The organism is Microbulbifer regidiadema (SeqCode) (assembly GCF_052467605.1).
Genome location: NZ_CP174316.1, coordinates 4,649,598 through 4,671,110, shown reverse-complemented (window position 1 = coordinate 4,671,110; position 21,513 = coordinate 4,649,598). Strand labels below are relative to the sequence as shown.

18 protein-coding genes are annotated in these 21,513 nt (G+C 49.7%); 9 read left to right on the top strand and 9 right to left on the bottom strand.

The features are described from left to right. Positions 1 to 55: 55 nt before the first annotated feature. Positions 56 to 1,384 (bottom strand): sugar MFS transporter, encoded by a 1,329-nt coding sequence (locus ACJJIF_RS21055; protein WP_444930210.1) that lies wholly within the window; start codon positions 1,382 to 1,384, stop codon positions 56 to 58. A gap of 532 nt (positions 1,385 to 1,916) precedes the next feature. Here ACJJIF_RS21055 and ACJJIF_RS21050 point away from each other — a divergent pair. Further along, on the top strand, positions 1,917 to 3,089 hold the full coding sequence (locus ACJJIF_RS21050) for a sensor histidine kinase (RefSeq protein ID WP_444930209.1): 1,173 nt from the start codon (positions 1,917 to 1,919) through the stop codon (positions 3,087 to 3,089). Beyond that, positions 3,086 to 3,928, top strand: coding sequence for a LytR/AlgR family response regulator transcription factor (locus tag ACJJIF_RS21045; protein ID WP_444930208.1), 843 nt, complete (start codon positions 3,086 to 3,088; stop codon positions 3,926 to 3,928). Before ACJJIF_RS21050 ends, ACJJIF_RS21045 begins: the two co-directional genes overlap by 4 nt. Positions 3,929 to 4,103: 175 nt before the next feature. Here the strand turns inward: ACJJIF_RS21045 and ACJJIF_RS21040 are convergent, their stop codons facing one another. Then, a complete protein-coding gene (locus ACJJIF_RS21040; protein WP_444930207.1) occupies positions 4,104 to 5,366 on the bottom strand; it encodes a sugar MFS transporter in 1,263 nt (420 codons plus the stop codon). Positions 5,367 to 5,520: 154 nt separating this feature from the next. On the opposite strand from ACJJIF_RS21040, the gene ACJJIF_RS21035 reads away from it, so the two are divergent. Further along, a complete protein-coding gene (locus ACJJIF_RS21035; RefSeq protein WP_444930206.1) occupies positions 5,521 to 5,841 on the top strand; it encodes a hypothetical protein in 321 nt (106 codons plus the stop codon). On the opposite strand, the gene ACJJIF_RS21030 is transcribed toward ACJJIF_RS21035, so the two are convergent. The 6 genes from ACJJIF_RS21030 to ACJJIF_RS21005 form a co-directional block, all read right to left on the bottom strand. Beyond that, positions 5,838 to 6,794 carry an acetyl-CoA carboxylase carboxyltransferase subunit alpha gene (locus tag ACJJIF_RS21030; RefSeq protein WP_444930205.1) on the bottom strand — a complete coding sequence of 319 codons (957 nt, stop codon included), beginning with the start codon at positions 6,792 to 6,794 and terminating at the stop codon, positions 5,838 to 5,840. The genes ACJJIF_RS21035 and ACJJIF_RS21030 overlap by 4 nt on opposite strands. 93 nt (positions 6,795 to 6,887) lie before the next feature. Next, entirely contained in the window at positions 6,888 to 10,406 is a 3,519-nt protein-coding gene (dnaE, locus tag ACJJIF_RS21025; protein WP_444930204.1) for a DNA polymerase III subunit alpha, read from the bottom strand. A gap of 58 nt (positions 10,407 to 10,464) precedes the next feature. Next, on the bottom strand, positions 10,465 to 10,680 hold the full coding sequence (locus tag ACJJIF_RS21020; protein WP_226646208.1) for a DUF1289 domain-containing protein: 216 nt from the start codon (positions 10,678 to 10,680) through the stop codon (positions 10,465 to 10,467). Beyond that, positions 10,673 to 11,209 carry a gamma carbonic anhydrase family protein gene (locus ACJJIF_RS21015; RefSeq protein WP_444930203.1) on the bottom strand — a complete coding sequence of 179 codons (537 nt, stop codon included), beginning with the start codon at positions 11,207 to 11,209 and terminating at the stop codon, positions 10,673 to 10,675. Before ACJJIF_RS21015 ends, ACJJIF_RS21020 begins: the two co-directional genes overlap by 8 nt. 98 nt (positions 11,210 to 11,307) lie before the next feature. After that, positions 11,308 to 11,829 (bottom strand): methylated-DNA--[protein]-cysteine S-methyltransferase, encoded by a 522-nt coding sequence (locus ACJJIF_RS21010; protein WP_444930202.1) that lies wholly within the window; start codon positions 11,827 to 11,829, stop codon positions 11,308 to 11,310. After that, positions 11,826 to 13,292 (bottom strand): AlkA N-terminal domain-containing protein, encoded by a 1,467-nt coding sequence (locus ACJJIF_RS21005; RefSeq protein WP_444930201.1) that lies wholly within the window; start codon positions 13,290 to 13,292, stop codon positions 11,826 to 11,828. Before ACJJIF_RS21005 ends, ACJJIF_RS21010 begins: the two co-directional genes overlap by 4 nt. A gap of 710 nt (positions 13,293 to 14,002) precedes the next feature. Between ACJJIF_RS21005 and ACJJIF_RS21000 the strand changes: the two genes are divergently transcribed. From ACJJIF_RS21000 to ACJJIF_RS20990, 3 genes are all read left to right on the top strand, one after another. After that, positions 14,003 to 16,459, top strand: a complete 2,457-nt coding sequence (locus ACJJIF_RS21000; protein WP_444930200.1) for an SIR2 family protein — start codon at positions 14,003 to 14,005, stop codon at positions 16,457 to 16,459. A 367-nt stretch (positions 16,460 to 16,826) separates the two neighbouring features. Beyond that, positions 16,827 to 17,003 carry a hypothetical protein gene (locus ACJJIF_RS20995; RefSeq protein ID WP_444930199.1) on the top strand — a complete coding sequence of 59 codons (177 nt, stop codon included), beginning with the start codon at positions 16,827 to 16,829 and terminating at the stop codon, positions 17,001 to 17,003. Positions 17,004 to 17,140: 137 nt separating this feature from the next. Continuing rightward, positions 17,141 to 17,353, top strand: coding sequence for a hypothetical protein (locus tag ACJJIF_RS20990; protein WP_444930198.1), 213 nt, complete (start codon positions 17,141 to 17,143; stop codon positions 17,351 to 17,353). Positions 17,354 to 17,581: 228 nt separating this feature from the next. Here ACJJIF_RS20990 and ACJJIF_RS20985 read toward each other — a convergent pair whose 3' ends face one another. Beyond that, a complete protein-coding gene (locus ACJJIF_RS20985) occupies positions 17,582 to 18,427 on the bottom strand; it encodes a transposase (RefSeq protein ID WP_444930197.1) in 846 nt (281 codons plus the stop codon). A gap of 679 nt (positions 18,428 to 19,106) precedes the next feature. Here ACJJIF_RS20985 and ACJJIF_RS20980 point away from each other — a divergent pair. The 3 genes from ACJJIF_RS20980 to ACJJIF_RS20970 all read left to right on the top strand — a co-directional run bounded on the left by ACJJIF_RS20980 (position 19,107) and on the right by ACJJIF_RS20970 (position 21,511). Then, the gene (locus ACJJIF_RS20980) at positions 19,107 to 19,352 is read left to right on the top strand and encodes a VF530 family protein (RefSeq protein WP_444930196.1); all 246 of its coding nucleotides are present in this window, start codon (positions 19,107 to 19,109) and stop codon (positions 19,350 to 19,352) included. A 547-nt stretch (positions 19,353 to 19,899) separates the two neighbouring features. Then, complete coding sequence (locus ACJJIF_RS20975; protein WP_444930195.1) at positions 19,900 to 20,961, top strand: serine hydrolase domain-containing protein; 1,062 nt, start codon at positions 19,900 to 19,902, stop codon at positions 20,959 to 20,961. 268 nt (positions 20,962 to 21,229) lie between these two features. Continuing rightward, complete coding sequence (locus ACJJIF_RS20970) at positions 21,230 to 21,511, top strand: L,D-transpeptidase family protein (protein WP_444930194.1); 282 nt, start codon at positions 21,230 to 21,232, stop codon at positions 21,509 to 21,511. The last annotated feature ends 2 nt before the right edge of the window (positions 21,512 to 21,513 follow it).

The following is a 21,513-nucleotide window of genomic DNA, read 5'->3' as shown; positions in this document are numbered from 1 at the left end:
AAATCCGATGGACCGACCCAAATCACAGACGAGGCGGAAGGGAAAAAGGAGCGCTCTACTCCACCGCGCTACCGCGCAGAGTTCGCGAAAAAGCACCGTAGTAAACGATGTAGCAATAGCAAACCAGAGGTACCAAAAATGAATACTGGATGCCGGCACTATCCGCCAGCACGCCCTGGAGCAGAGGAATAATTGCACCGCCGACAATGGCCATACACAGGACACCGCTCCCCTGGCTGGTATGCCTACCCAGCCCGCGCAGGGCCAGACTAAATATGGTCGGGAACATAATCGAATTGCACAGCCCCACCGCAACAATGGACCAGACCGCAATTGGACCAGAAGCCATCATCGCAACGGCAATAAGTACCACCGAGCCCAGACCACACACCGCTAATGTTTTCCCTGCTGAGACACAGCGCAGCAAAAAGGCCCCGGCAAAGCGCCCGATCATCGCCCCGCCCCAGTAGTAGGAGACGTATTTTGATGCCTCAAAAGGGGCCATCCGCGCCACTGAAGGCTCGCCGAAGAAACTGACCAGGAAGCTGCCAATAGCCACCTCTGCGCCCACATAGGCAAAAATACCCACAGCCCCCAGAGTCAAGCGGGGGAAACGCCACAGGGAAAACACATCGTGACCACTCGCGCCCCCCTGCTGGTGCTCGGGAACCGCCGGCAGCCTGATCCAGGAGAAGAAAGCCACCATCACCAGGAGAAGTACTGACAGCCAGAAATACGGGGTCTCTACCAACGCCGCTTCGCGGGCCCTAAATTCGATGATACTCGCCGCCGTATCCGGATCTGCTGCAACGGTGAGCCCGGCAAAGAAGACTGCACCGCCAATCACCGGTGCCAGCGTGGTGCCCAGAGAGTTAAAAGCCTGGGTGAGATTGAGCCGGCTGGGGGCTGTGCGGGCACTGCCCAGCCCAATAACGTAGGGGTTCGCGGAGACTTGCAGCAGGGTAATACCGGAGGCGAGAACAAACAGGCCCAGTAAAAAGACTTCATAGATTTGCAAGCGGGCAGCGGGAATAAAGACCAGACAACCCGCACAGGCCACCAACAGCCCCAATACCAACCCAAGCTGGTAGCCAACCCGCCTTAACAGCATGCCCGCCGGCACAGACACGAGGAAATAGGCGGCAAAAAAGTAAAACTGCACCAAGACCGCCTTGGTGTAGCTCAGCTCAAAAACGTTTTTCAGGTGCGGCACCAGCACATCGTTTAGGCCGGTAATAAATCCCCAGATCAGGAACAGGGACGTAAGTGCAATTAAATTGATATGGCGCGGCGCAACGCCGGCCGCTGCTCCGGCGCGGGTATCAGTATCATATTTAGCCATCTCGCTCGAGGAAAACCCCGATTCCGGCAACATCTGGCTCATCGGAAACCGATCCCCAAAACTAAACTATTTCTAACCAGTGGCTATTACATTCACCCGGGATTTGTACGCCACCACATACTGCTCAGCAGAAGTCTGTTTCACTCCCGCGATTGTGGGCACATCAACACATCAAATAGGCATCGGGCACTGTATATTTTTACCACAATTAACGACAACTACCTATCTGCCCTGCCAAATTCCAAATTACTGTCATTGACCAGATAGACAACCTAATAGTATCCAACCGAACAAACAGAAGTACCACTGAAATTTGATATCGTAGAAAGCCAGGCCGATTAAATCGCCCTTAAAAAAGAGGGGGGAGTTGTCTTCTGAATCGAGATTGCCGAAAATTACTCGACTATTCACCCCGGAATCAGATAAAAAGGACTTTCCCAGGGGTAAGCCGGATGTATGGCGCTCTCCCCTCTGGCGGGTCACGTTTCAGCAGGGTAATATTTCGCGGATAATAATGAACGCGACGATGAGCGTCTATCCCGTCCTTTTCACAATACCAAATATGCGGGACACCATGCAGTACTCGACCCGTCTAGACACGAGACAGAACACTGAAATTCAGTCTACCCGCTGGTTTTGGAAACTACAGCTGGTCAGCTGGATTGGCATACTGCTGGTCACTTTTCTCTCCCTGACACTGTGGCACTCCCCTACCGAGTGGCCCCACTTCGAGCCAGTCAACACCCTGTTCCAGTGTGCTATTGCATTTTTGCTATCCCTGTTTTTAAAACCGATTTTTGATGTTGCCTGGGAGTCGGAGCTTGCCTTCCGCACCGTTATTTACCTGTTGGCGGTCGCGGTTATCTCGGGAATATGGACGCTAGTTCGCATGGAGGCCTATATACGCCTCAGCGGCGAACACTCAATCTGGTCCGAATTCGGCGGCTGGTATTACGCCTCTCTATTTGTATTTTTATTCTGGAGTGCCCTGTACTGCGGGGTAAAATATCACTTCCTATTGAATATAGAACACAAAAAAATGCTAGAGGTCGCGGCGGTACACGAACGGGAGCAGCTCCGCAGACTTCAGGCTGAGGCTATTGCCAATGAAGCGCAGCTCAAAATGCTGCGCTACCAGCTCAACCCACATTTTCTATTCAATACACTCAACTCCATTAACGCGCTAATTCGCTTTCAGCAAGCCGACGAAGCGCGGGAAATGGTTGTGCGCCTCAGCGACTTCTTAAGGCTCTCACTCAAGGAAGACCCGATGCAGAAAGTTGAGCTTGAGCGCGAGATCGAAGCGGTACTGCTCTACCTGGAGATCGAGAAAACCCGCTTTGCCGACAGGCTGTCTGTCGAGCTATCGATCGATGAAACCGTGCGCCGCGCACAAGTGCCCAGCATGTTGCTGCAACCACTGGTAGAAAACTCAGTGAAATATGCCATAGCCCCCAATGAAATGGGGGGCACTATCGGTATTTATGCACACAGCACCGATCATCGCCTGATACTGGAGGTCTGCGACACCGGCTGCCCAGACCAGTTGACGAGCGATTGTGACCCGGAAGCCTCCTCAACGGGGGTGGGCCTCAAAAATGTGCGCGAACGCTTATCCACGCTCTATCCGCAAGATTTTAAGATAGAGCAAAACCAAAATTCTGATGGCGGAATGCAAGTACTTATTAATATTCCACTGGAACTGTCCAATCAAACCACCCACCTGACACAGGGAGAAGTTCAATGAGCAAGCTCAGCGTCGTACTGGTGGACGACGAACCCCTGGCCTTACGGCTGCTAAAAAGTATGCTCGAAGAACGCAAGGATCTGGATATCCTCGCCTGCTGTCGCAATGGCCGGGAAGCGGTTCAGGCCGTCTCGGAGCACAGCCCGGACCTTCTTATTCTCGATGTGCAAATGCCGGGTATGAATGGCTTCGATGTGGTGCGCAACCTACAGGCCGACACCATGCCCCTGGTGATCTTCGCCACAGCTTACGACCAATACGCCCTCAAGGCATTTGAGGTCCACGCGGTTGACTATGTACTCAAACCCCTGGACCCGCGCCGGCTGGACACCGCCCTGGAGCGGGCGCAACAACGCCAGGCGCAGCTGTTGTCCAAGGGCGAAGATGGCCACCAGGAAGAAAAAAACCGCCTGCTGCGCTCCTTCGAAAACAGTGCCAAGCCAACCCCAAGCGGCGACAGCAGCGCCCCTGTGACCAATCAGCGCCTCGCCATTAAAGACCGGGGCAGTATTACCATGGTCAACCAGCCGGATATCGAGTGGATCGATGCCGCCGGGGACTATATGTGCGTACATGCCAAAGGGGAAACCCATGTTATGCGCAGCACCATTAAAGATCTGCAAAAACAGCTCTGCCCGGACACCTTTAAACGCATCCACAGATCCACACTGGTCAACCTGAACTTTATTGTCCATATCAAAGTTCTGACCAAAGGCGAATACTTCCTCACCCTGAGCAGCGGTGCAAAGCTGAAAGTCAGCCGCAATTACCGCCTGCCGATTAAAGAGTTTCTCGACACCAATAAGCAATCCGACTTGACCGCCCCCCAAGCCTCCTAACCCTTCTAATACTGGCAGGGATCGCCAGTACCTCCTCTCCCTACACCCCAGCACCCAGCACCCAGCACCCAGCACCCAGCACCCAGCACCCAGCAAGCTGACCCTTTTCTTGCGGGCATAAAAAAGCCGGCATAAAAATGCCGGCAAACGAGCTCAGAAGAGAAGATGAGAAAACTTAAGCGCGCTTATCTGTACGGTGTCCTGCGAGACCGTAGTAGAGAATATAGAGGTAGCAGAAGATCGGCAGAATAAACGCCAACTGGATACCAATTTGGTCAGCCAAGAGACCCTGCAACAGCGGCACAATGGCACCGCCCACAATGGCTAGGCATAAGATTCCGGAACCCTGACTGGTTGAGCGGCCCAGCTTGGCCAGCGCCAAGCTAAAGATAGTCGGGAACATAATCGAGTTGCACAGGCCCACCGCCAGCACCGCCCACATCGCCAGGTAGCCGCTACCCATAACGGTAATCAGCAGCAGAACACAGGAGCCGATAGAGCAGATTGCGAGCACCTTGCCGGCAGAAATAAAGCGCATGACCAAGGCGCCAGCAAAACGACCGACCATTGCGCCCCCCCAATACAGGGAGATATAGAAGGCAGCTTCAGACTCCTCCAAACCGGCGATGGAATCTTCCGCGATAAAGTTCACCAGGAAGCTGCCGATAGAAACCTCGGCACCTACGTAGACAAAAATAGCGATCGCGCCCAACACCAGGTGACGGTGGCTCCAGGCGGAAGCAGCTTCAGTGTTGGCAACAGACTCAGAAGTTGCACTGCTGACAATTGCCGGCAAATTCAAAAAAGCAAAAACGATAGCCAGGACCGCCAGCGCAGAGGCCAGGATCAGGTAAGGCACTTCAATCACGGCGGCACTGGCAGCACCCGCTGCAACGCCGGCAGCAGGTAAAATCAGCAATGCGCCAAATTGCGGGGCGATAGTGGTGCCCAGGGAGTTAAAGCCTTGGGTCAGGGTCAGGCGACTGGGCGCCGTGCGCTCATCACCCAACGCAGTCACATAAGGGTTGGCAGAAACCTGCAAAATAGTAATACCAGAAGCCAAAATAAATAGGGCACCGAGAAACAGTGCGTAGACTTCCATTCTTTCTGCGGGAATAAACAACAGGCAGCCCACTACCGCAATGCTCAGGCCAGTCACAATCCCTTTCTGGTAACCAATTTTACTGACCAGGGCGCCGGCGGGCAGAGAAACGAGAAAATAGGCACCGAAAAAGCAGAACTGTACCAGCATTGCCTGGGCATAGTTCAGGTCGAAAATCCCTTTCAAGTAGGGGATCAAAATATCGTTCAGACAGGTGATAAAGCCCCACATAAAAAATAGTGAGGTCAGCGCCACCAGGGCAAATCTGTGCCCCGACTGGTCACCGGTCGGTATCTGGGCAGCATCCGTTGCTGTATTACTCTGCATTATTGCCATAATTATTAATCCTGAGACTTCAACTCACCGGCGGATATTTTTATCCGGGCAAGCCTATGCCTATTGCACCAATCTTTATTGTCGGTACTTTCTATCACGGAGGCAGCGCCGCCTCAGAGGGCTTTTCGATAAGGGGGTTCAAAATGGGGGCAGCGTGGACACACCACTGCCGGCAAGCGCCAGACCAGCCACTGTTAGAATAGTCGGGCGTAAAAAAATTGGGGAAGCTTACCCCACAAAAGCACCCACTTTTTTGAGGCTTTATTTCCACTGGAACGCTTTCAACGAGCCTAAAATCTCACTTGTCAGGCGAACCGAACAACATCAACAATCGGTTTTCCAGCGCAGAAATGGCAAAAGAGCGCGCGCGGGTACAAATCGAATAAGAGGGGAAACTGCAACCGCAGCCGAGAGAATTAAAATTCATATTCTCGGCGCGGTTCGGGAAACTACTGCGGCAAAAAAGACCGTTTAAGAAATGATGTTGCCGTAGCTCATCAGGCGCTGGTAGCGTTTCTCCAGCAGCTCATCAATGGGGATGCCGCTCAGCTGATCCAGCTGCTCGCTGAGGCGATCTTTAAGGCTGTTGGCCATTGCATCCAGATCCCGGTGGGCACCGCCGAGCGGTTCGGGAATGGTCTCATCCACAATGCCCAGCTCTTCCAACACGCTGGAAGTCACCCCCATCGCCTCGGCGGCCAGGGGCGCCTTCTCGACTGTTTTCCAGATAATGTTGGCGCAGCCCTCGGGGGAGATCACAAAGTAGGTGGAGTACTGCAACATGTTTAGCTGGTCACCCACACCGATCGCCAGTGCGCCACCGGAGGAACCCTCCCCAATCACGGTGCAAATAATCGGCGTGCGCAGGCGGGACATCACCGCCAGGTTCTGGGCGATGGCTTCACTGATGCCGCGCTCTTCACTGTCGATACCCGGGTAGGCTCCCGGGGTGTCGATCAGGGTCAGCACCGGCATCTTAAAGCGCTCGGCCATCTCCATAACGCGCAGGGCTTTGCGATAGCCCTCCGGCTTCGGCATACCAAAGTTGCGCGCAACCTTCTCGTTAACGGAGCGGCCTTTTTCTTCACCGATCACCGCCACCGGCTTGCCGTTTAAGCGCGCAATACCGGCAATAATCGCCTTGTCGTCACCGAAGTGGCGGTCGCCGTGTAGCTCGTCCCAATCGGTAAACAGGCGCTCGATATAGTCCTTGGAGTAGGGGCGCTGCGGATGGCGAGCCACCTGTACCACCTGCCACGGGCTCAGGTTGGAATAGATGGACTCAGTCAGAGACCGACTCTTCTCCCGCAGCCGGGTAACTTCATCGGCGATATTCAGCTCGTTGTCATCGCCCACAAGCTGTAGCTCTTTTATCTTGCCTTCCAGCTCCGCAATTGGCTGCTCAAACTCGAGAAAATTGAAATTCATGAAATCTGCGCCTTTAACTCTTTTTAATGCCACCGGGCTATCACAGCCGCATAGCTTAACTGTACAGAACCAACCAGTCGAGCCCGGTGAACTTTAACGCCGTTGTGCGTATTGAAGCGCCACCTGCTCACGCCCCAGCAGCTCCCTGAGGGACTGGACCATCTGGTCATTCGGTTCTACATTCCACTGCTGCGGCAGTCGGTACAGGCCCCGGGCGTCGTGACGGGAAACCTCAAGGCTGACCCCACACTGACCACCGGTATAGGGCTGCAGGCAGGCGGCCAGCCGCTTGGCCAGCCCCGGCGCCACACCGCCGCTATCCACTCGCAAGTGCACCCCGGTCACCCGGCTCTGGCGCAACTCATCGAGCGTAGAAACACCGTTCACTGTCATCTTCAGGCCGCCACTGTAATCGTCAGTGGCAACCGGTCCATCCAATACCAGCAGTGCATCTTTGGCCAACTTATCGCGGTGTTCGCCAAAGGCCTCGCTGAACATGGCCGCCTCAATACGGCCGCTGCGGTCATCCAGGGTAACAATCGCCATGGAATCACCGCGTTTTGTTTTCATCACCCGCATCGCCACCACCAGGCCCGCAACTTTTTGCGCTTCGCGGCCGGGTTTCAGATCGGCGATTCGCGCCTTCACCAGGTGTTTTAACTCGCCGGCATACTCATCGATCGGGTGCCCGGTGAGATACAGACCCAGGGTGTTCTTTTCACCTTCCAGGCGCTCGCGGATACTCCAGCAGCGCGTGCGGCGGAAATCCTCGTACACATCGCCTTCAGATGCTTGAGGCACCACCTCGCCAAACAGGTCCATCATGCCCGCATTGGCATTGGCCTTTTGCTGCTCCGCCGCTTTTACCGCTTCATCCAGCGCGTTAAACAGCACAGCGCGGGAGTAATCCAGGCCGTCGGCACCATTGGTATCCGGGCCTATGCTGTCCAGTGCCCCTGAGCGCACCAGCGCCTCCAGCGCGCGCTTGTTCACCTTGCGCGGGTCAACCCGCGAACAGAAGTCGAACAAGTCGGTAAAGGGACCGCCCTCTTCCCGCGCCGCAATAATATTTTCAATCGGACCTTCACCCAGGCCCTTAATCGCACCGAGACCGTAAATAATGCGATTGTCGATATCCACCGAGAACTGGAAGCTACCCAGGTTCACATCCGGCGGCACCAGCACCAGCTCCATGGCTCGGCACTCTTCGATAAAGGTCACCACCTTATCGGTCTTATCCATGTCCGAAGACATGGTCGCCGCCATAAACTGGGCGGGATAGTGCGCTTTCAGCCAAGCGGTCTGGTATGACACCAGTGCGTAAGCCGCAGAGTGCGATTTGTTAAAACCATAGCCTGCGAACTTCTCTACCAGGTCGAAGATCTTAATCGCAAGTTCGGGGTCAATTCCTTGCTCTTTTGCCCCATTTTCAAAAGTGGCCCTCTGTTTGGCCATTTCCTCCGGTTTCTTTTTACCCATCGCCCGGCGCAACAGGTCGGCGCCACCGAGGGTATAGCCCGCCAGCTCCTGGGCGATCTGCATCACCTGTTCCTGGTAGACAATAACCCCGTAAGTGGGCTCCAGGATCGGTTGCAGTTTTTCGTGCTGGTATTTGGCATCCGGGTAGGCCACCTGGGCGCGACCGTGCTTACGGTTAATAAAGTCATCAACCATGCCCGATTGCAGCGGACCCGGACGGAACAGGGCCACCAGGGCGATCATATCTTCCAGGTTGTCCGGCTGTAGGCGCTTGATCAGGTCCTTCATACCCCGGGATTCCAGCTGGAATACCGCCGTGGTCTCTGCCCTCTTGAGCATTTTGAAGGTTTCTTCATCGTCCAGCGGCAGCGCGGCAATATCCAGGGGGGCCTCACCCTCGCGCGCACGGGTCTCGTCCACCATGCGCTTGGCCCAGTCGATAATGGTCAGCGTCCGCAGACCGAGGAAGTCGAACTTCACTAGGCCCGCATCTTCCACATCATTCTTATCGAACTGGGTTACCAGGCCCGCGCCGGTCTCGTCACAGTAGAGCGGTGCAAAGTCGGTGAGCTTGGTGGGGGCGATTACCACACCACCGGCGTGCTTGCCCACGTTACGGGACACACCTTCGAGTTGCAGGGCCATCTCCCAGATTTCCTGGCCCTCATCATCGTGATCGAGGAATTCCCGCAGGATCTCTTCCTGGTCGAAGGCCTTTTGCAGGGTCATGCCCACATCGGGGGGAATCATTTTGGACAGCTTGTCGGCGAGGCCGTAGGACTTGCCCTGCACCCGCGCCACATCTCGCACCACCGCCTTCGCGGCCATGGTCCCGAAGGTGATAATCTGGCTCACCGCCTGGCGGCCATAGTTATCCGCAACATAGCCAATTACCCGGTCGCGCTTCTCCATACAGAAGTCGATATCGAAGTCGGGCATCGACACCCGCTCCGGGTTCAGGAATCGTTCGAACAGCAGATCGTATTGCAGCGGGTCCAGATCGGTAATATCCAGCGAGTAGGCCACCAGGGAGCCGGCACCGGAACCCCGCCCCGGGCCCACCGGAATATCGTGGTCTTTGGCCCACTGGATAAAGTCCATTACGATCAGGAAGTAACCGGGGAATCCCATCTGGATAATGATATCCAGCTCAAAGCGCAGGCGGTCTTCGTAGACCTGGCGGCGCTCGGCATAGTCCGCAGCGGATTTGTCGAGGATAGTCGCGAGGCGCCGCTCCATACCTTCATAGGAGACCTTTTCGAAGAATTGGTCTTCGGTCATACCCTCGGGAATCGGGTATTCCGGCAGGAAGTACTTACCCAGCTGGATCGGTGCGGAGCAGCGCTTGGCGATCTCCACAGTGTTTTCCAGGGCTTCGGGAATATCGCCAAACAGCTCCCACATCTCTTCCGGTGTGCGGAAATACTGCTGCGCAGAATAACGGCGTTCGCGACGGGGGTCATCGAGAGCGCGGCCTTCGTGAATACAGACGCGCACCTCGTGGGCCTCGAACTCGCTCTCGTCCATAAAGCGCACGTCGTTAGTGGCGACCACTGGCAAGTTCAGGTTCTGGGCCAACTTCACCGCCGAATGCAGGTAGTCCTCATCGCCGGCGCGACCGGTGCGCTGTAGCTCCAGGTAGTAGCGGCCGGGGAATAACTCCGCCCACTCCCGTGCCAGCTCCTCCGCCTGGGCGCGGCGCCCCGCCACCAGTGCACGGCCCACATCGCCGTACTTGGCACCGGACAGCATCAGCACCCCCTCGCTGTACTCCTTAACCCATTCGCGCTTGATATAGGCGTTACCGTGGTACTGCCCCTCCATCCAGGCGCGGGAAATCAGCTCGGTAATATTGCGATAGCCATCGGCGTTCATCGCATAGAGCGTGATCAGCGTTGGCTTGCCCTCACCGCCTTCGCTGAGCCAAAAATCCGCTGCGGTAATCGGCTTGATACCGGAGCCCAAACAGGCCCGGTAGAATTTAATCTGCCCATAGAGGTTGCACTGGTCGGTAATCGCCAGGGCCGGCATTTCCAGCTCCTGGGCGCGGGCGATGGCCGGCTTGATTCTTACCAGGCCATCGATCAGGGAAAATTCTGAGTGAATTCTTAGGTGGACAAAGGGTTGGGTCATAGTCGCATTTAGTTCCGGGCCCTGCGAGGCCCGGCCCCGACAAAGCGCTATCGATTGTTTACCAGATTCGGCCCATTTGCCGCGCGCGCTCGGTGCAGAGCTTTAACACTGCACGGCGCTCATCATTGTTCATGGAGCCCCAGCGGCTGATTTCGTTACCACTGCGAAAACAGCCCTCGCACAGGTCCTGCTCATTCAGGGCACATACGGAGATACAGGGGGATTTCACCGGGCGCTCTTTCGGCTGCACGGTTTTTACCGGTTGTTCAGACATCTTTAGCCTCAAGCGGGACCAGCTCACTGGCGAAATGTTTGCCGTTGGCCGCATAGTGATCGCTGCTGGCTTTGAGCAGCTCGTAGGTGGCGGGATCGAGAGATTTTACTACCTTGCCGGGAGAGCCCAGCACCATAGAGTAATCGGGGATTTCTGTACCCTCGGTCACCAGCGCATTGGCGCCAATGATACAGCACTTGCCGATTTTGGCCCGGTTTAAGATCACGGCATTGATACCAATCAGGCTGTAATCACCAATGTCACAGCCGTGCAGCATCACTTTATGGCCTACGGTGACACCGGTGCCGATGGTTAATGGCACACCCACATCGGCATGCAATACCGAGCCATCCTGTACATTGCTGTATTCACCGATAGTGATCGGCGCACAGTCACCGCGCACCACCGCGTTAAACCATACGGAACTGTGCGCAAGCATACGCACATCTCCAATCACATGGGCACCGGGCGCAACATAGTGGCCCTCACCTTCCAGTTGTGGCTGCTTATCCCCCAATCTGTACAGCATTTGGCCTCCGGTTCAATATGGCTTTGAACCGCTTATTATCTCGCGCCAAAGAGGCCGTGGCTAGGGAGAGATGATTGCGCTTTTCCCAATATGACCCGCTAGAGCAGCTCGCCCTGCTGGACAAAGTTGGCACCCTCAAGGGTGAGCAAGCGCGCTTTCAAAGACAGGCCGCCGGCGTAGCCGGTAAGGCTGCCATTGGCTCCGATTACACGGTGGCAGGGAATAACGATAGCAATTGGATTCGCACCATTGGCCCGCGCCACCGCGCGAATAGCCCGTGGCTGGCCCAGCCACTGGGCTTGCTGGCTGTAACTGCGGGTTTCGCCAAAGGGAATTTGCAACAGCGCATCCCAAACCCGGCGCTGGAATTCAGTGCCCTTTGGCGCCAGAGGCAAATCAAAGCTTTTGCGCTGGCCAGTGATATATTCCCGCAACTGCTGGGCGGCCAAATCCGTCAGCTCCGAGGCTCCCCGCTGCCAACCGGCCCCCAAACGCAATGGCCGTTCATCGTCATAAAACTGGAGTGCAACTATACCTCGGGAAAGCCCCTCTCCCGCCTGCTCGCAGGCCGCGATGGCAACATCCCCCAATTCCGTGGTGTAACTCTCATAGACAATCATTTTTTCTCTCCAGATTTCAGGGACTGCCACAACAAAATGGCTCCATATGCCCGCCAGGGCCGCCACTGCTCTGCCCGCTCCAGGGCCTGCTTGGGTTTTGCCTTTTCACCATCACTGCCCAGGGCTTGTAGAATACCCAAATCCGACGCAGGGAAAGCATCCGGCATCGACAGGCCGCGCATAGCAATATAATGCGCTGTCCAATCGCCAATACCCGGCAGTGCCGTGGCTTGGCTGCACCAATCCTCCAGGGACTGATCGGCAAAACTCACACGGCCATCCAAAGTTGCGGCGACAAACTCCTGTAGGGTTTTCATCCGAACCCGGGTCAAGCCCAGATCGGCAAAGTCTGCCTCAGCGAGACGCTCCGCCGTTGGGAATAAAAACCGCTCTCTGCCAGCATCATCCACAAAAGACTCCCCGTAGCGGGCCACGATACGTCCGGCAATAGTGGTCGCCGCCGCGACACTGATCTGCTGACCGAGAATCGCCCGCAGTGCATATTCGAATGGGTCCCAGGCACCGGGCAAGCGCAGGCCCGGATTCTTCGCCAACTGATCTGCCAGCAGTGGATCTTCATTTAATACCGTCTGGATCTCTTCAATATCCGCATCCAGATCAAACAGCCGGCGCAGGCGCTGGTTCAGTAGATATAACCCTGCCCCACCTTCCTGGCCAAATATCTCCACCACCAGGCGATTGCGTTGCGGATCGTGGGAGACCTCCATCACGCCGCGACAGGCATCCAGCTCGAAACTGCGTGAATAGACCTCCCCCTCCACCTGCTCTACTCCGGCCAAAGCGCGGGTTCCCAAAAAAGCCAGGAGTTGTTGCCAATCTAATGGCGGGCGGTAATCCAGGTACAACCGTACCCGTGTGGCACTCGCCTTTTCCGCGCGCGCTGCGTGTGCCTCCCTGCGCACCTCGGATGGAGTGCGCTGATAGATCTGTTTGAATACGCCGTTAAAGCGTCTCAAGCTGTTAAAACCAGACTCGTAGGCAATTTCAGCAATAGGCAGGTCCGTATCTCGCAGTAAGCGAAAAGCAAACAGTGCCCGCTCGGTTTGCCAAACCGCCAAGGGGCTTACCCCCAGATGCTCAGAGAACAGACGGCGCAAGTAGCGGCTGCTGACTCCGAGACGCTCTGCCAGCCGCTCTACAGATTGAGGCTCGCGCTCACTGCGCATCAGTTTCAAAGCGCGCTGCACGGTGGTCGAAACCAACCCCCAAGCTGGGCTGCCCGGCGCAGAATCGGGGCGACAGCGCAGGCAGGGCCTAAAGCCCGCATTGGCCGCCTCCGCCGCAGTCTCAAAATAAGTGACATTGCGCTCCAGCGGTGGCCGAGCGGGACAGATCGGGCGGCAGAAAATGCCGGTTGTTTTCACTGCGGTATAGAAGCGCCCATCAAAGCGCCGGTCTCGGGCCAATCGCGCACTGGAGCAAACTGCTGCATCAATCTTCATAAGTCTCTCTCGTTTCTGACTACCAGTGTATGGATTGGACGGTATCGGAACTAGTCATAAACGGAACTGACCATTTTGGGCTGTAGACTTATAAGTCAGGAAAGTGGGGGCCAGAGGGAATGAGGCCAATTGGGCTCGCTTTAAATATCTCTCTAAGAATGCCTTGGTTGAGAAGTCGCACATAAGGAACCTCTGAGCAACTCCTTGATGCCTCTGACTTACAGAACAGTTCACAGTCAAGGCGCAGCTACGCAGAAATGTCTAGATCTTTAAGGAAGTCGCAATGCGGAGTTGAATCGCTCTGTAAGCCAGAGGCACCATGAAATCATTCAGTGGCTCTTTAGTTTTGCAAACAGCCAGGCCGTTGCTTTGCTCAACACCAGCTCTATATGTGTTAGCCCCGGCAAGTAATAAAAAGGCTGCACCGAGATATTTTTGATCAGTTTGACCATTATTTTTTTCAGAACGGCTTTGATAGGTAAAAATTTGTTGAAATATTATTGATTAATAGATGAGTCCATACTTGGGATATGTAACCAAAGTAATCATTTTTACATTTGTTACGATTGACATAAAAGCAGGTAGGTTTTTGATTTGAACAGCAACTTTTAGGCAAGGCGTAAGATTGATTCCAGGATGGTGATGAGGATAATGGTGATCAGAATTATTACTATATAAATGTTATATCACTTAAAAAGGAATGGTGCATTTTGGACATTGGCATAGATAGAACAAAATTAAAAAAACAAGATGTTAATGCAAGTGAGTTAATTGAACATATCTCAACAGGTCAAGCAATATTATTTACAGGGGCTGGCTTCTCTAGCCTGACAAAAAATGTAAATGACGAAGAGCCGTCTGCTGCTAAGGATTTGGCTAATGAAATATGTAAACTGGGAGGCTTCCCGATAGACGATGACCTTCGCTTTGCAACAGACTATTACATTGAAAACCACAATGTATCTAACCTAATTCAGTTCCTTAAAGAAAAGTACACGCTCACACAAACCAATAGAATTCATGACGAGATCTGCAGTGCTAAATGGCGTCGTTTTTATACAACCAATTATGATAAAAGTATCGAGATGGCATCAGCCAAGGCAGGAAACTTAGTTGAATGCATTGACGTTAGCTTCCCAACGGATACTTACTATAAAAAAGAAAGCTTGTGTATACATTTGAATGGTTCAATTGATAGTTTAAATGAAGATAGTATTGAATCCACTTTCAAATTATCCACCTCGTCTTACATTTCCCCTGATTCTTTTACAAAATCAGACTGGCATTATTATTTTAAAAAAGATCTAGATCGGTGTAGTGCAATAGTTTTTGTTGGTTACTCAATGTATGATCTTGAGATTCAAAAAATATTGTTTGAAAATAGTGAACTAAAAGAAAAAACCTATTTTATTACACGTGAGAACCCTAACCCTAAGACATCTTTTACCTTATCCAAATTCGGCAACATTATTCCTATTGGAGTAGAAGGTTTCGCTGAATTAATAAAAGAAAATTCAGAAAGTATTTCTGGGTATGATTCTGAGTATCACCTCCAGTCCCTAGCTCCATATGACTTATCTCACGATAAGATTGATGTCAGAGATGCTGACGTGGAAGCTATGATAATGTTCGGTCATATAAGTTCAGCTTCCATTGATGACGCAGTATTAAGTGAGCAAGTGATTCCTTCTCTTATAGTGAGGGAAAGTTTAGATTTGATTAAAGAGTTTGTAGTCGGTGGTAAAAACGTTGTTTTATATAGTGATATGGGTAATGGTAAAAGTATTTTAACATCTCAACTTCATAGTTATTTAACCGCAAGCTCTTTTGAATGTTATTTCGTAGATGACATCGAAGGTGATTATATTTCTGACATTGATCACCTTTCAAAATTAGGTAAAAAAGTCATAGTGACCTTAGATGGATATGAGCGATATCTTGACCTACTAAAACATTATTCACTTTCATTGCCTGATAACATTAATGTTATCGCTACATCTCGTACAGCAGAACATGAACGACTTCGCCCCCATTTAAAAGAAATAAATTTTGAATATAGTGAAATTTGCCTTGATGAACTAGCCAAGAATGAAATTTTAGCTTTAGTAGATATTATTGATAACTTGGGTATGTGGGGTGATAAAGCGGGGCTATCAAATCATCAAAAAGTCAGGTTTATAAGAACTAAAAATAACTCTCAGCTATCTTTAACCTTACTAAATTTGTTTAACTCCCCGCAATTTAGAGATCGAGTTTCAAACGAACTATTGCCACTAATGGATGACAATGAAATCAAGGATACTATATTTTCTATAGCATTAGCTGAAGTACTTGACATACCTTGTAAAAGCAGCATTATTTCTGATATATCAGGTAATGATAGGATATATTCATCAACCCTAAAAAACAATAAAAACTTCAAAAACTTATTCCATATGAATCGGGATGGGATAAAAACAAAATCTAGTTTGTTTTGTTTATCTCTTATTAGGCATCATTTTTCTCCTTCGTATGTCACATCTACTTTACAGAAGATTGCTAAACGGTTTAATGAATACAGAGTAAAAGATTATGAGCAGCGAACTATATTTCTTGCAACTTTAAGATTCTCCTTTGTTGAAAGATTATTGTCGGATACAAATAAGAAAGGTAACTTAAAGCGATACTATGAGAATTTAAAAGTTTCAGTTAATTGGCTTAAAAGTGACCCTCACTTTTGGCTACAGTACGGAATGGCCAATATAACTTTCAAAGAATACTCAAAAGCTCAGCAATTTCTAGACTCGGCGTATGCCCTTGCAAGGAAGAAAGATAGATACCATACAAGCAACATAGATAATCAACAGGCTAGGTTACACTTATTGGTCACAATGACGAAAAATGAGGCTCATAAAATTTTTGAAGGGTTTTCAAAAGCTCACGCTTTATTAGACAGATTAGATAACGATGTTTATAAATATAGGCAAGTAGATATGTACAGTGATTTCTACAGTTCTTGTTATGAAAAACTATCCAAGGGCAATCAAGTTGCATTTCAACGAGCCTGCCAAAAAATGGAAAAATCTATTGAAACAGCTGTAAGTAATGGTGAGATAGATTTATCTCAACAATTACCTATAAGAAAAACAAAAGAAAAATTAGCGCATATATTATCAAGCATCAAATAGTAACGTAATATAACACACAAATGGGACACCCATGGATCATGCCCAACAGGGTTGGCAACTTATGATTTTTGTTTGATGGGTGTCTAGATCTTTTGTTTAACAAACAACAGCACGATTGCCAGCAGAATTGCAGGCTAGACGGCCTCCGCTTTGCTTCGGCCGCCCGTGTACTGGGCGCTCAGGCTGTAGAAAAACTAATGTACATCTACGGCCCTTCAAGTATGATCAAAGATTGACCACATATAGTAATTCTACGTGAATTCTGATTTAGTTTTCACTGACGGTAGGCTATTTTTCACGTAGAAGCACAATACGAAAAGAGGACTGAATTTTCTACACCCTCGTCAACCAAAATGGAGCCTCAAAGATGAAAAAATTGTTAATTAGTTTTGTCCTTATTTCTCCTCCAGTGCACTCATCAGGATTTCCTGATGGATCTGAGTTAGGAACACCCGAAATAGCCAAGTGTGCAGCAGCGGCGTTAAAAATTGACATGAAAACGTGGAAGCAATGGTATGCAGGAACACAAATAGGACACCCATGAATCGTGCCCCGGACATGAAGGCCATTATATGATTGAACCAGAAACAACTATGTCTCTCAAAAAATATTTGGGGTTTATTGAGGAGTTCGGGCTTGATCGATCTAAGGTTGTTAAATTAAACGGAAAGGAGATTAAGAATGTCGGATAGAGGGATAAACCCAATTATCAGCGAATATAATATTCTTTGGGAAGCGCTTAAGCACTACGAGGAGCGCCTTGAAAAGATGTCAGAAATGACAACCGATGAAGAGCAGAAGTTAGTCTTCGATGAGAAACTCCAAGATATCGATGGAATTCTAAATTCGATTAAATTTGCAGCAAAGCGGGATTATGATTTGAACTTGTCATAATTGACGGTGAACACAAATAGCACAAATAGGACACCCATTGCACAAATAGGACGCCCATGAATCATGCTCATGAATCATGTAGGAGAGGGAGAAAACGGCAAAATAAAAAGCCATGCTCGCCAGAGGAGCATCGAAGCACGAATATGCGGAGTATTTTGTCTATTTTTGATGTGCAGAGCTTTCAGCACACAGGGCGGACGGGGATCGATCGGCGGGATAAAAAATGATTCAATTGAGTTGAGATGAAGGGTAAGAGAGAAACTTCTGGCAATCATGCACACCTTGGGCCCAGCGTTTATTCAACAAGTTACAGGCTTTCCGTACTGCTTCAACCGACCCGACCAAACCTTTAAATCGGCTTTCAAAATTTCGGTTCAGGTAAAGCCAGTGCTCAGGTGAAATACCCAGGCGTTCAAGGATGGGAGGGGTATTCTCAGCGATAGCGCCGCGCTTTCTGGGATCTAGATGCCGCCCACTCCAATCCACCAATTCGAAATAATGACCCAGCTGAAAAGGTAACCCTTTTGGCATACTTAAGCGCTCATCTCCCACAAACGGCAGTAAACTTTTGGGTTGCTCAGCGGTGATTGCAGAGCGAATACGCAGTTGAATAGAGGTGTAACCAGAGTCTTCTGGCGTTTTGGCAATATTAGCACGGATAGGGTTTAGGTCTACATAGGCCATGCAAGCGGCGAGGGCTTTTTCATCCAGTAAAGCCTGCGACGTAAATCGCCCCTCCCAAAAACGGCCTGTACACTTGTCTTCAGCATTGGCTTGCCGGGCGATAGACTCGTTTAAACAGCGCATAAACCAACTGATATCTGTTAAGCGTTCCCGCCATATAGCAGTGACTTCTTTTAGTTTTTTCAGCTTACAGTGATCGAGGGTATCGCCTTTGAGATAGCGCAGAGCCAGAGAGGGAGCCCGAAACAGCTTCTCCCAGAGGATAATTACCTCCGCAAGAGACCACTTATCAGCAGATTTTTTGTCGATGTAGAGTACTACATGGTAGTGATTGCTCATAACTGCATAGGCGGCAATATCCAGCGCAAAAATCCCGGCTAATTGCCGCATATGATTTTCAATCCATTCACGCCGATGTTCGTAATCTCTCCCTGATTCAGTATCCCGACCACAAAGGAATGCTCGCCGCACACAGCGGGATACGCAGTGGTAATAAGGGGTTGCATTAAGAGATATCTGACTGCTTCGGGGTAGAGTCATCAGCTGAACATACATTTATCTGGATTAATATCCAGTATTCTGTAGTGTTTTCGCCCTTTGTCAATAGGGCTGGCGGCTTATACCTTCTGTTCAGTGGGCGTCTAGATCAACTCGGGTGTCTAGATCAACTCGACAGTTTCACAGTAGCAAGCTAAACAGATCTCCCTAGATAAGAACGTGAACTTTCGCTACACAACTGCATCATTTACTCTACCCGTTAGACCACATGGCTTCGGTATCCTTGACTACCTCGCCTCCAGGCTAAGCCTTATATCATGTTTCTGTTTGTCAGCTCGTAGCTTTGCTAGTGGCTTCCTCCCCACAATACTTCACGGTCTTGCAGTTGCCATTCACGAGTAGTTAGCATTTAATGGAACCCATTAAATGGTGATCTTCCTACAGAGGACTTTCACCCCATTAGTTCACGCCCATGCTGGGCGTACCAACGCAAGGCATGGGACACAGTGATGCGTACTTCGCTCATACTCGCGGAATTATGCGTCATTAAACATAGAGTATTGATTGAAGAATGAGTAAAGAACAACCAAAAAATCTGCTACATGGTATTACTCTTGAGAAAGTTGTTACACGTTTGCAGGAGCATTATGGCTGGGATGGTTTGGCAGATAGGATTAATATCAATTGCTTTAAGAGCGACCCATCAATTAAGTCTTCGCTCAAGTTTTTACGCAAAACCCAGTGGGCGCGCGATAAAGTTGAGAGCCTGTATATCTCAACTTTTGAAAATAAATCTCCGTGGGCTAGCCGTAAATAAGTACTATTTGGTAACCACATAGATGTCGCTGTGATTAGGCAGGGACAGGCGCATAAATTGAGTAGCCGGTAGTTTCTAGCTATCGGCCCCCACACCACCCATCGTGCCAGTCCACAATGGCCGATTCCCCATCCGTTGAACCCCTACCCAACAATAGTGTCGAGCGGCTGCTCATCTGTAGCGCCATGACAGTGTGCTGCCTTAACTTTATCCGACTGGAAACATACCGGTAGGCAAACCCAGTCCTTTAACTCGTGGCAATAGGATATAGGACATCCATGAATCATAGGACTGTTATTCTGTAGAACAGCTTTATCAGACAAAAATCTGATGAAATACAATAAGTTACAAAGGCAGCCTTTATTTGAAATGGATAATAGTCAAAGTGACTATTTTTATACTTGGCACAGTCGACCCAATATTGGGCAAATTTTTTAGCTAAGCAATGTTTTCTAATCACGGCGTCGGATTGATTCCAGAATAGCAATCAGGATAATAGTGATCACGATGATTACTATATAGCTGTTAAGTCCCACAAGGTAGCCCCGTGTATAAATTAATTTTAACAATACTTTTTCTCGCCTCTTCTAGTGCACTTGCCAATAAAGCAAGTATTCATGATGAGCTGACACTTACCCTAGAAAATATTCGGATAAAAAATGATATCCCATCTATGTCCGTAGCAGTAATCACATCTGGCGAAGTAACTTACATTAAAGGTTTCGGCTTTATTGATGAAGAGCAGAAAAAAGCTACAAATTCAGAGTCACTGTTTCGCACAGCTTCAATTTCCAAGCTATTTACTGCTCAAGCCATAATGCAGTTAGTAGAAAAAAACGAGATAGACCTAAATGAAAAAGTAGGCCGATATTTGCCAGACTTTACAGATAGCAATATTACTGTTAAGCAGCTGCTTACTCATTCTTCAGGGTTAGATGACGCAATAAAGCCGGTGAATTTTGAAAAGCAAAGAACAATAAGCTCATACTTAGACACCGTCAAACAATCCTTACCAAAAAATACTGAAACCCAGGGTTTTGAATATAGTGACACCAATTATAATATTTTAGGTGCGATCATAAGTGCTGCTTCTGGAGAGAGTTATGAAAAGTATCTGCATGCCAATATTTTGATACCTGCAAAAATGAATAAAAGTGGTTATTTTAATGGTGCAAATACTTATTTTTCTGAAGCAGAACCAACATACAAGGGCAAATTAATAGATAAATTAGACCAGAGACCTTATGACTTATCTTTTAACCCAAGCGAAGGATTAATTTCAAGTGTACACGATCTAAGCCTGTGGCTTACATTAACACTTAGTGGCAATTCGTCTCTTTTGAGTAAACAAACATACAAAGATATGTTAGAGCCTCAAGTAAAAACCTCTTGGGGGGAAATATATATGGGGCTGGGGTGGCAAGTATATAAAAGCTCAAATGATAAAATCGCCAGACACCCAGGTAGCATTAGAGGCTATAAATCACTTATCCTTACTTACCCTGATAGTCAAAATGCGTTAATTCTCCTTACTAACTCAAGCAATACTCCACGATGGGAAATTGCACAATCCATTACAAAAATTTTAAAACAGAATGCTGAGTGGTAGTGGAACCTTGTAGTGGTCTAATACTTCCGGATACTTCGCTAAGATGGTAAAACCACCAAACGAGGTAAAGTATGACAACAAAAGGTACACGCCGGAACTGTTTTCCTACAGCCTCGTTAGCTAAAAACATAACCCAAATACCTACAAAAGGAAATATAATGAAACGGGTACATATCACAATGAACAAGCTTGGAGAAGGGTCACTGGAGTGCAGAGGGTACAAAACGTTTAGGTGCCTCGGTGAAAAAAATTAAAATATCCTGTAGACATGACCATTGATCCAAACAAGAAAGGAACAAAGGTTAATCCTTACTTTAGCCAGGAATATGTTTGTGATTATGACGGCGTTACTCTCCCTTGCCGCATGAATTATTCAATTCTGATATGGGGGCAAAGAGGGATTTTTATTCATGAGTGGCCTAATCCGGCTACCTACGCTGGCAATGGTGGTCCAACGGGAGGTTGCATCCACACCGAAATTGGTGACGCAAAACTCATCTACGATTGGGTAGACCAAAAAACAAGAATTACTATAGATTATCCTTGGTGAAT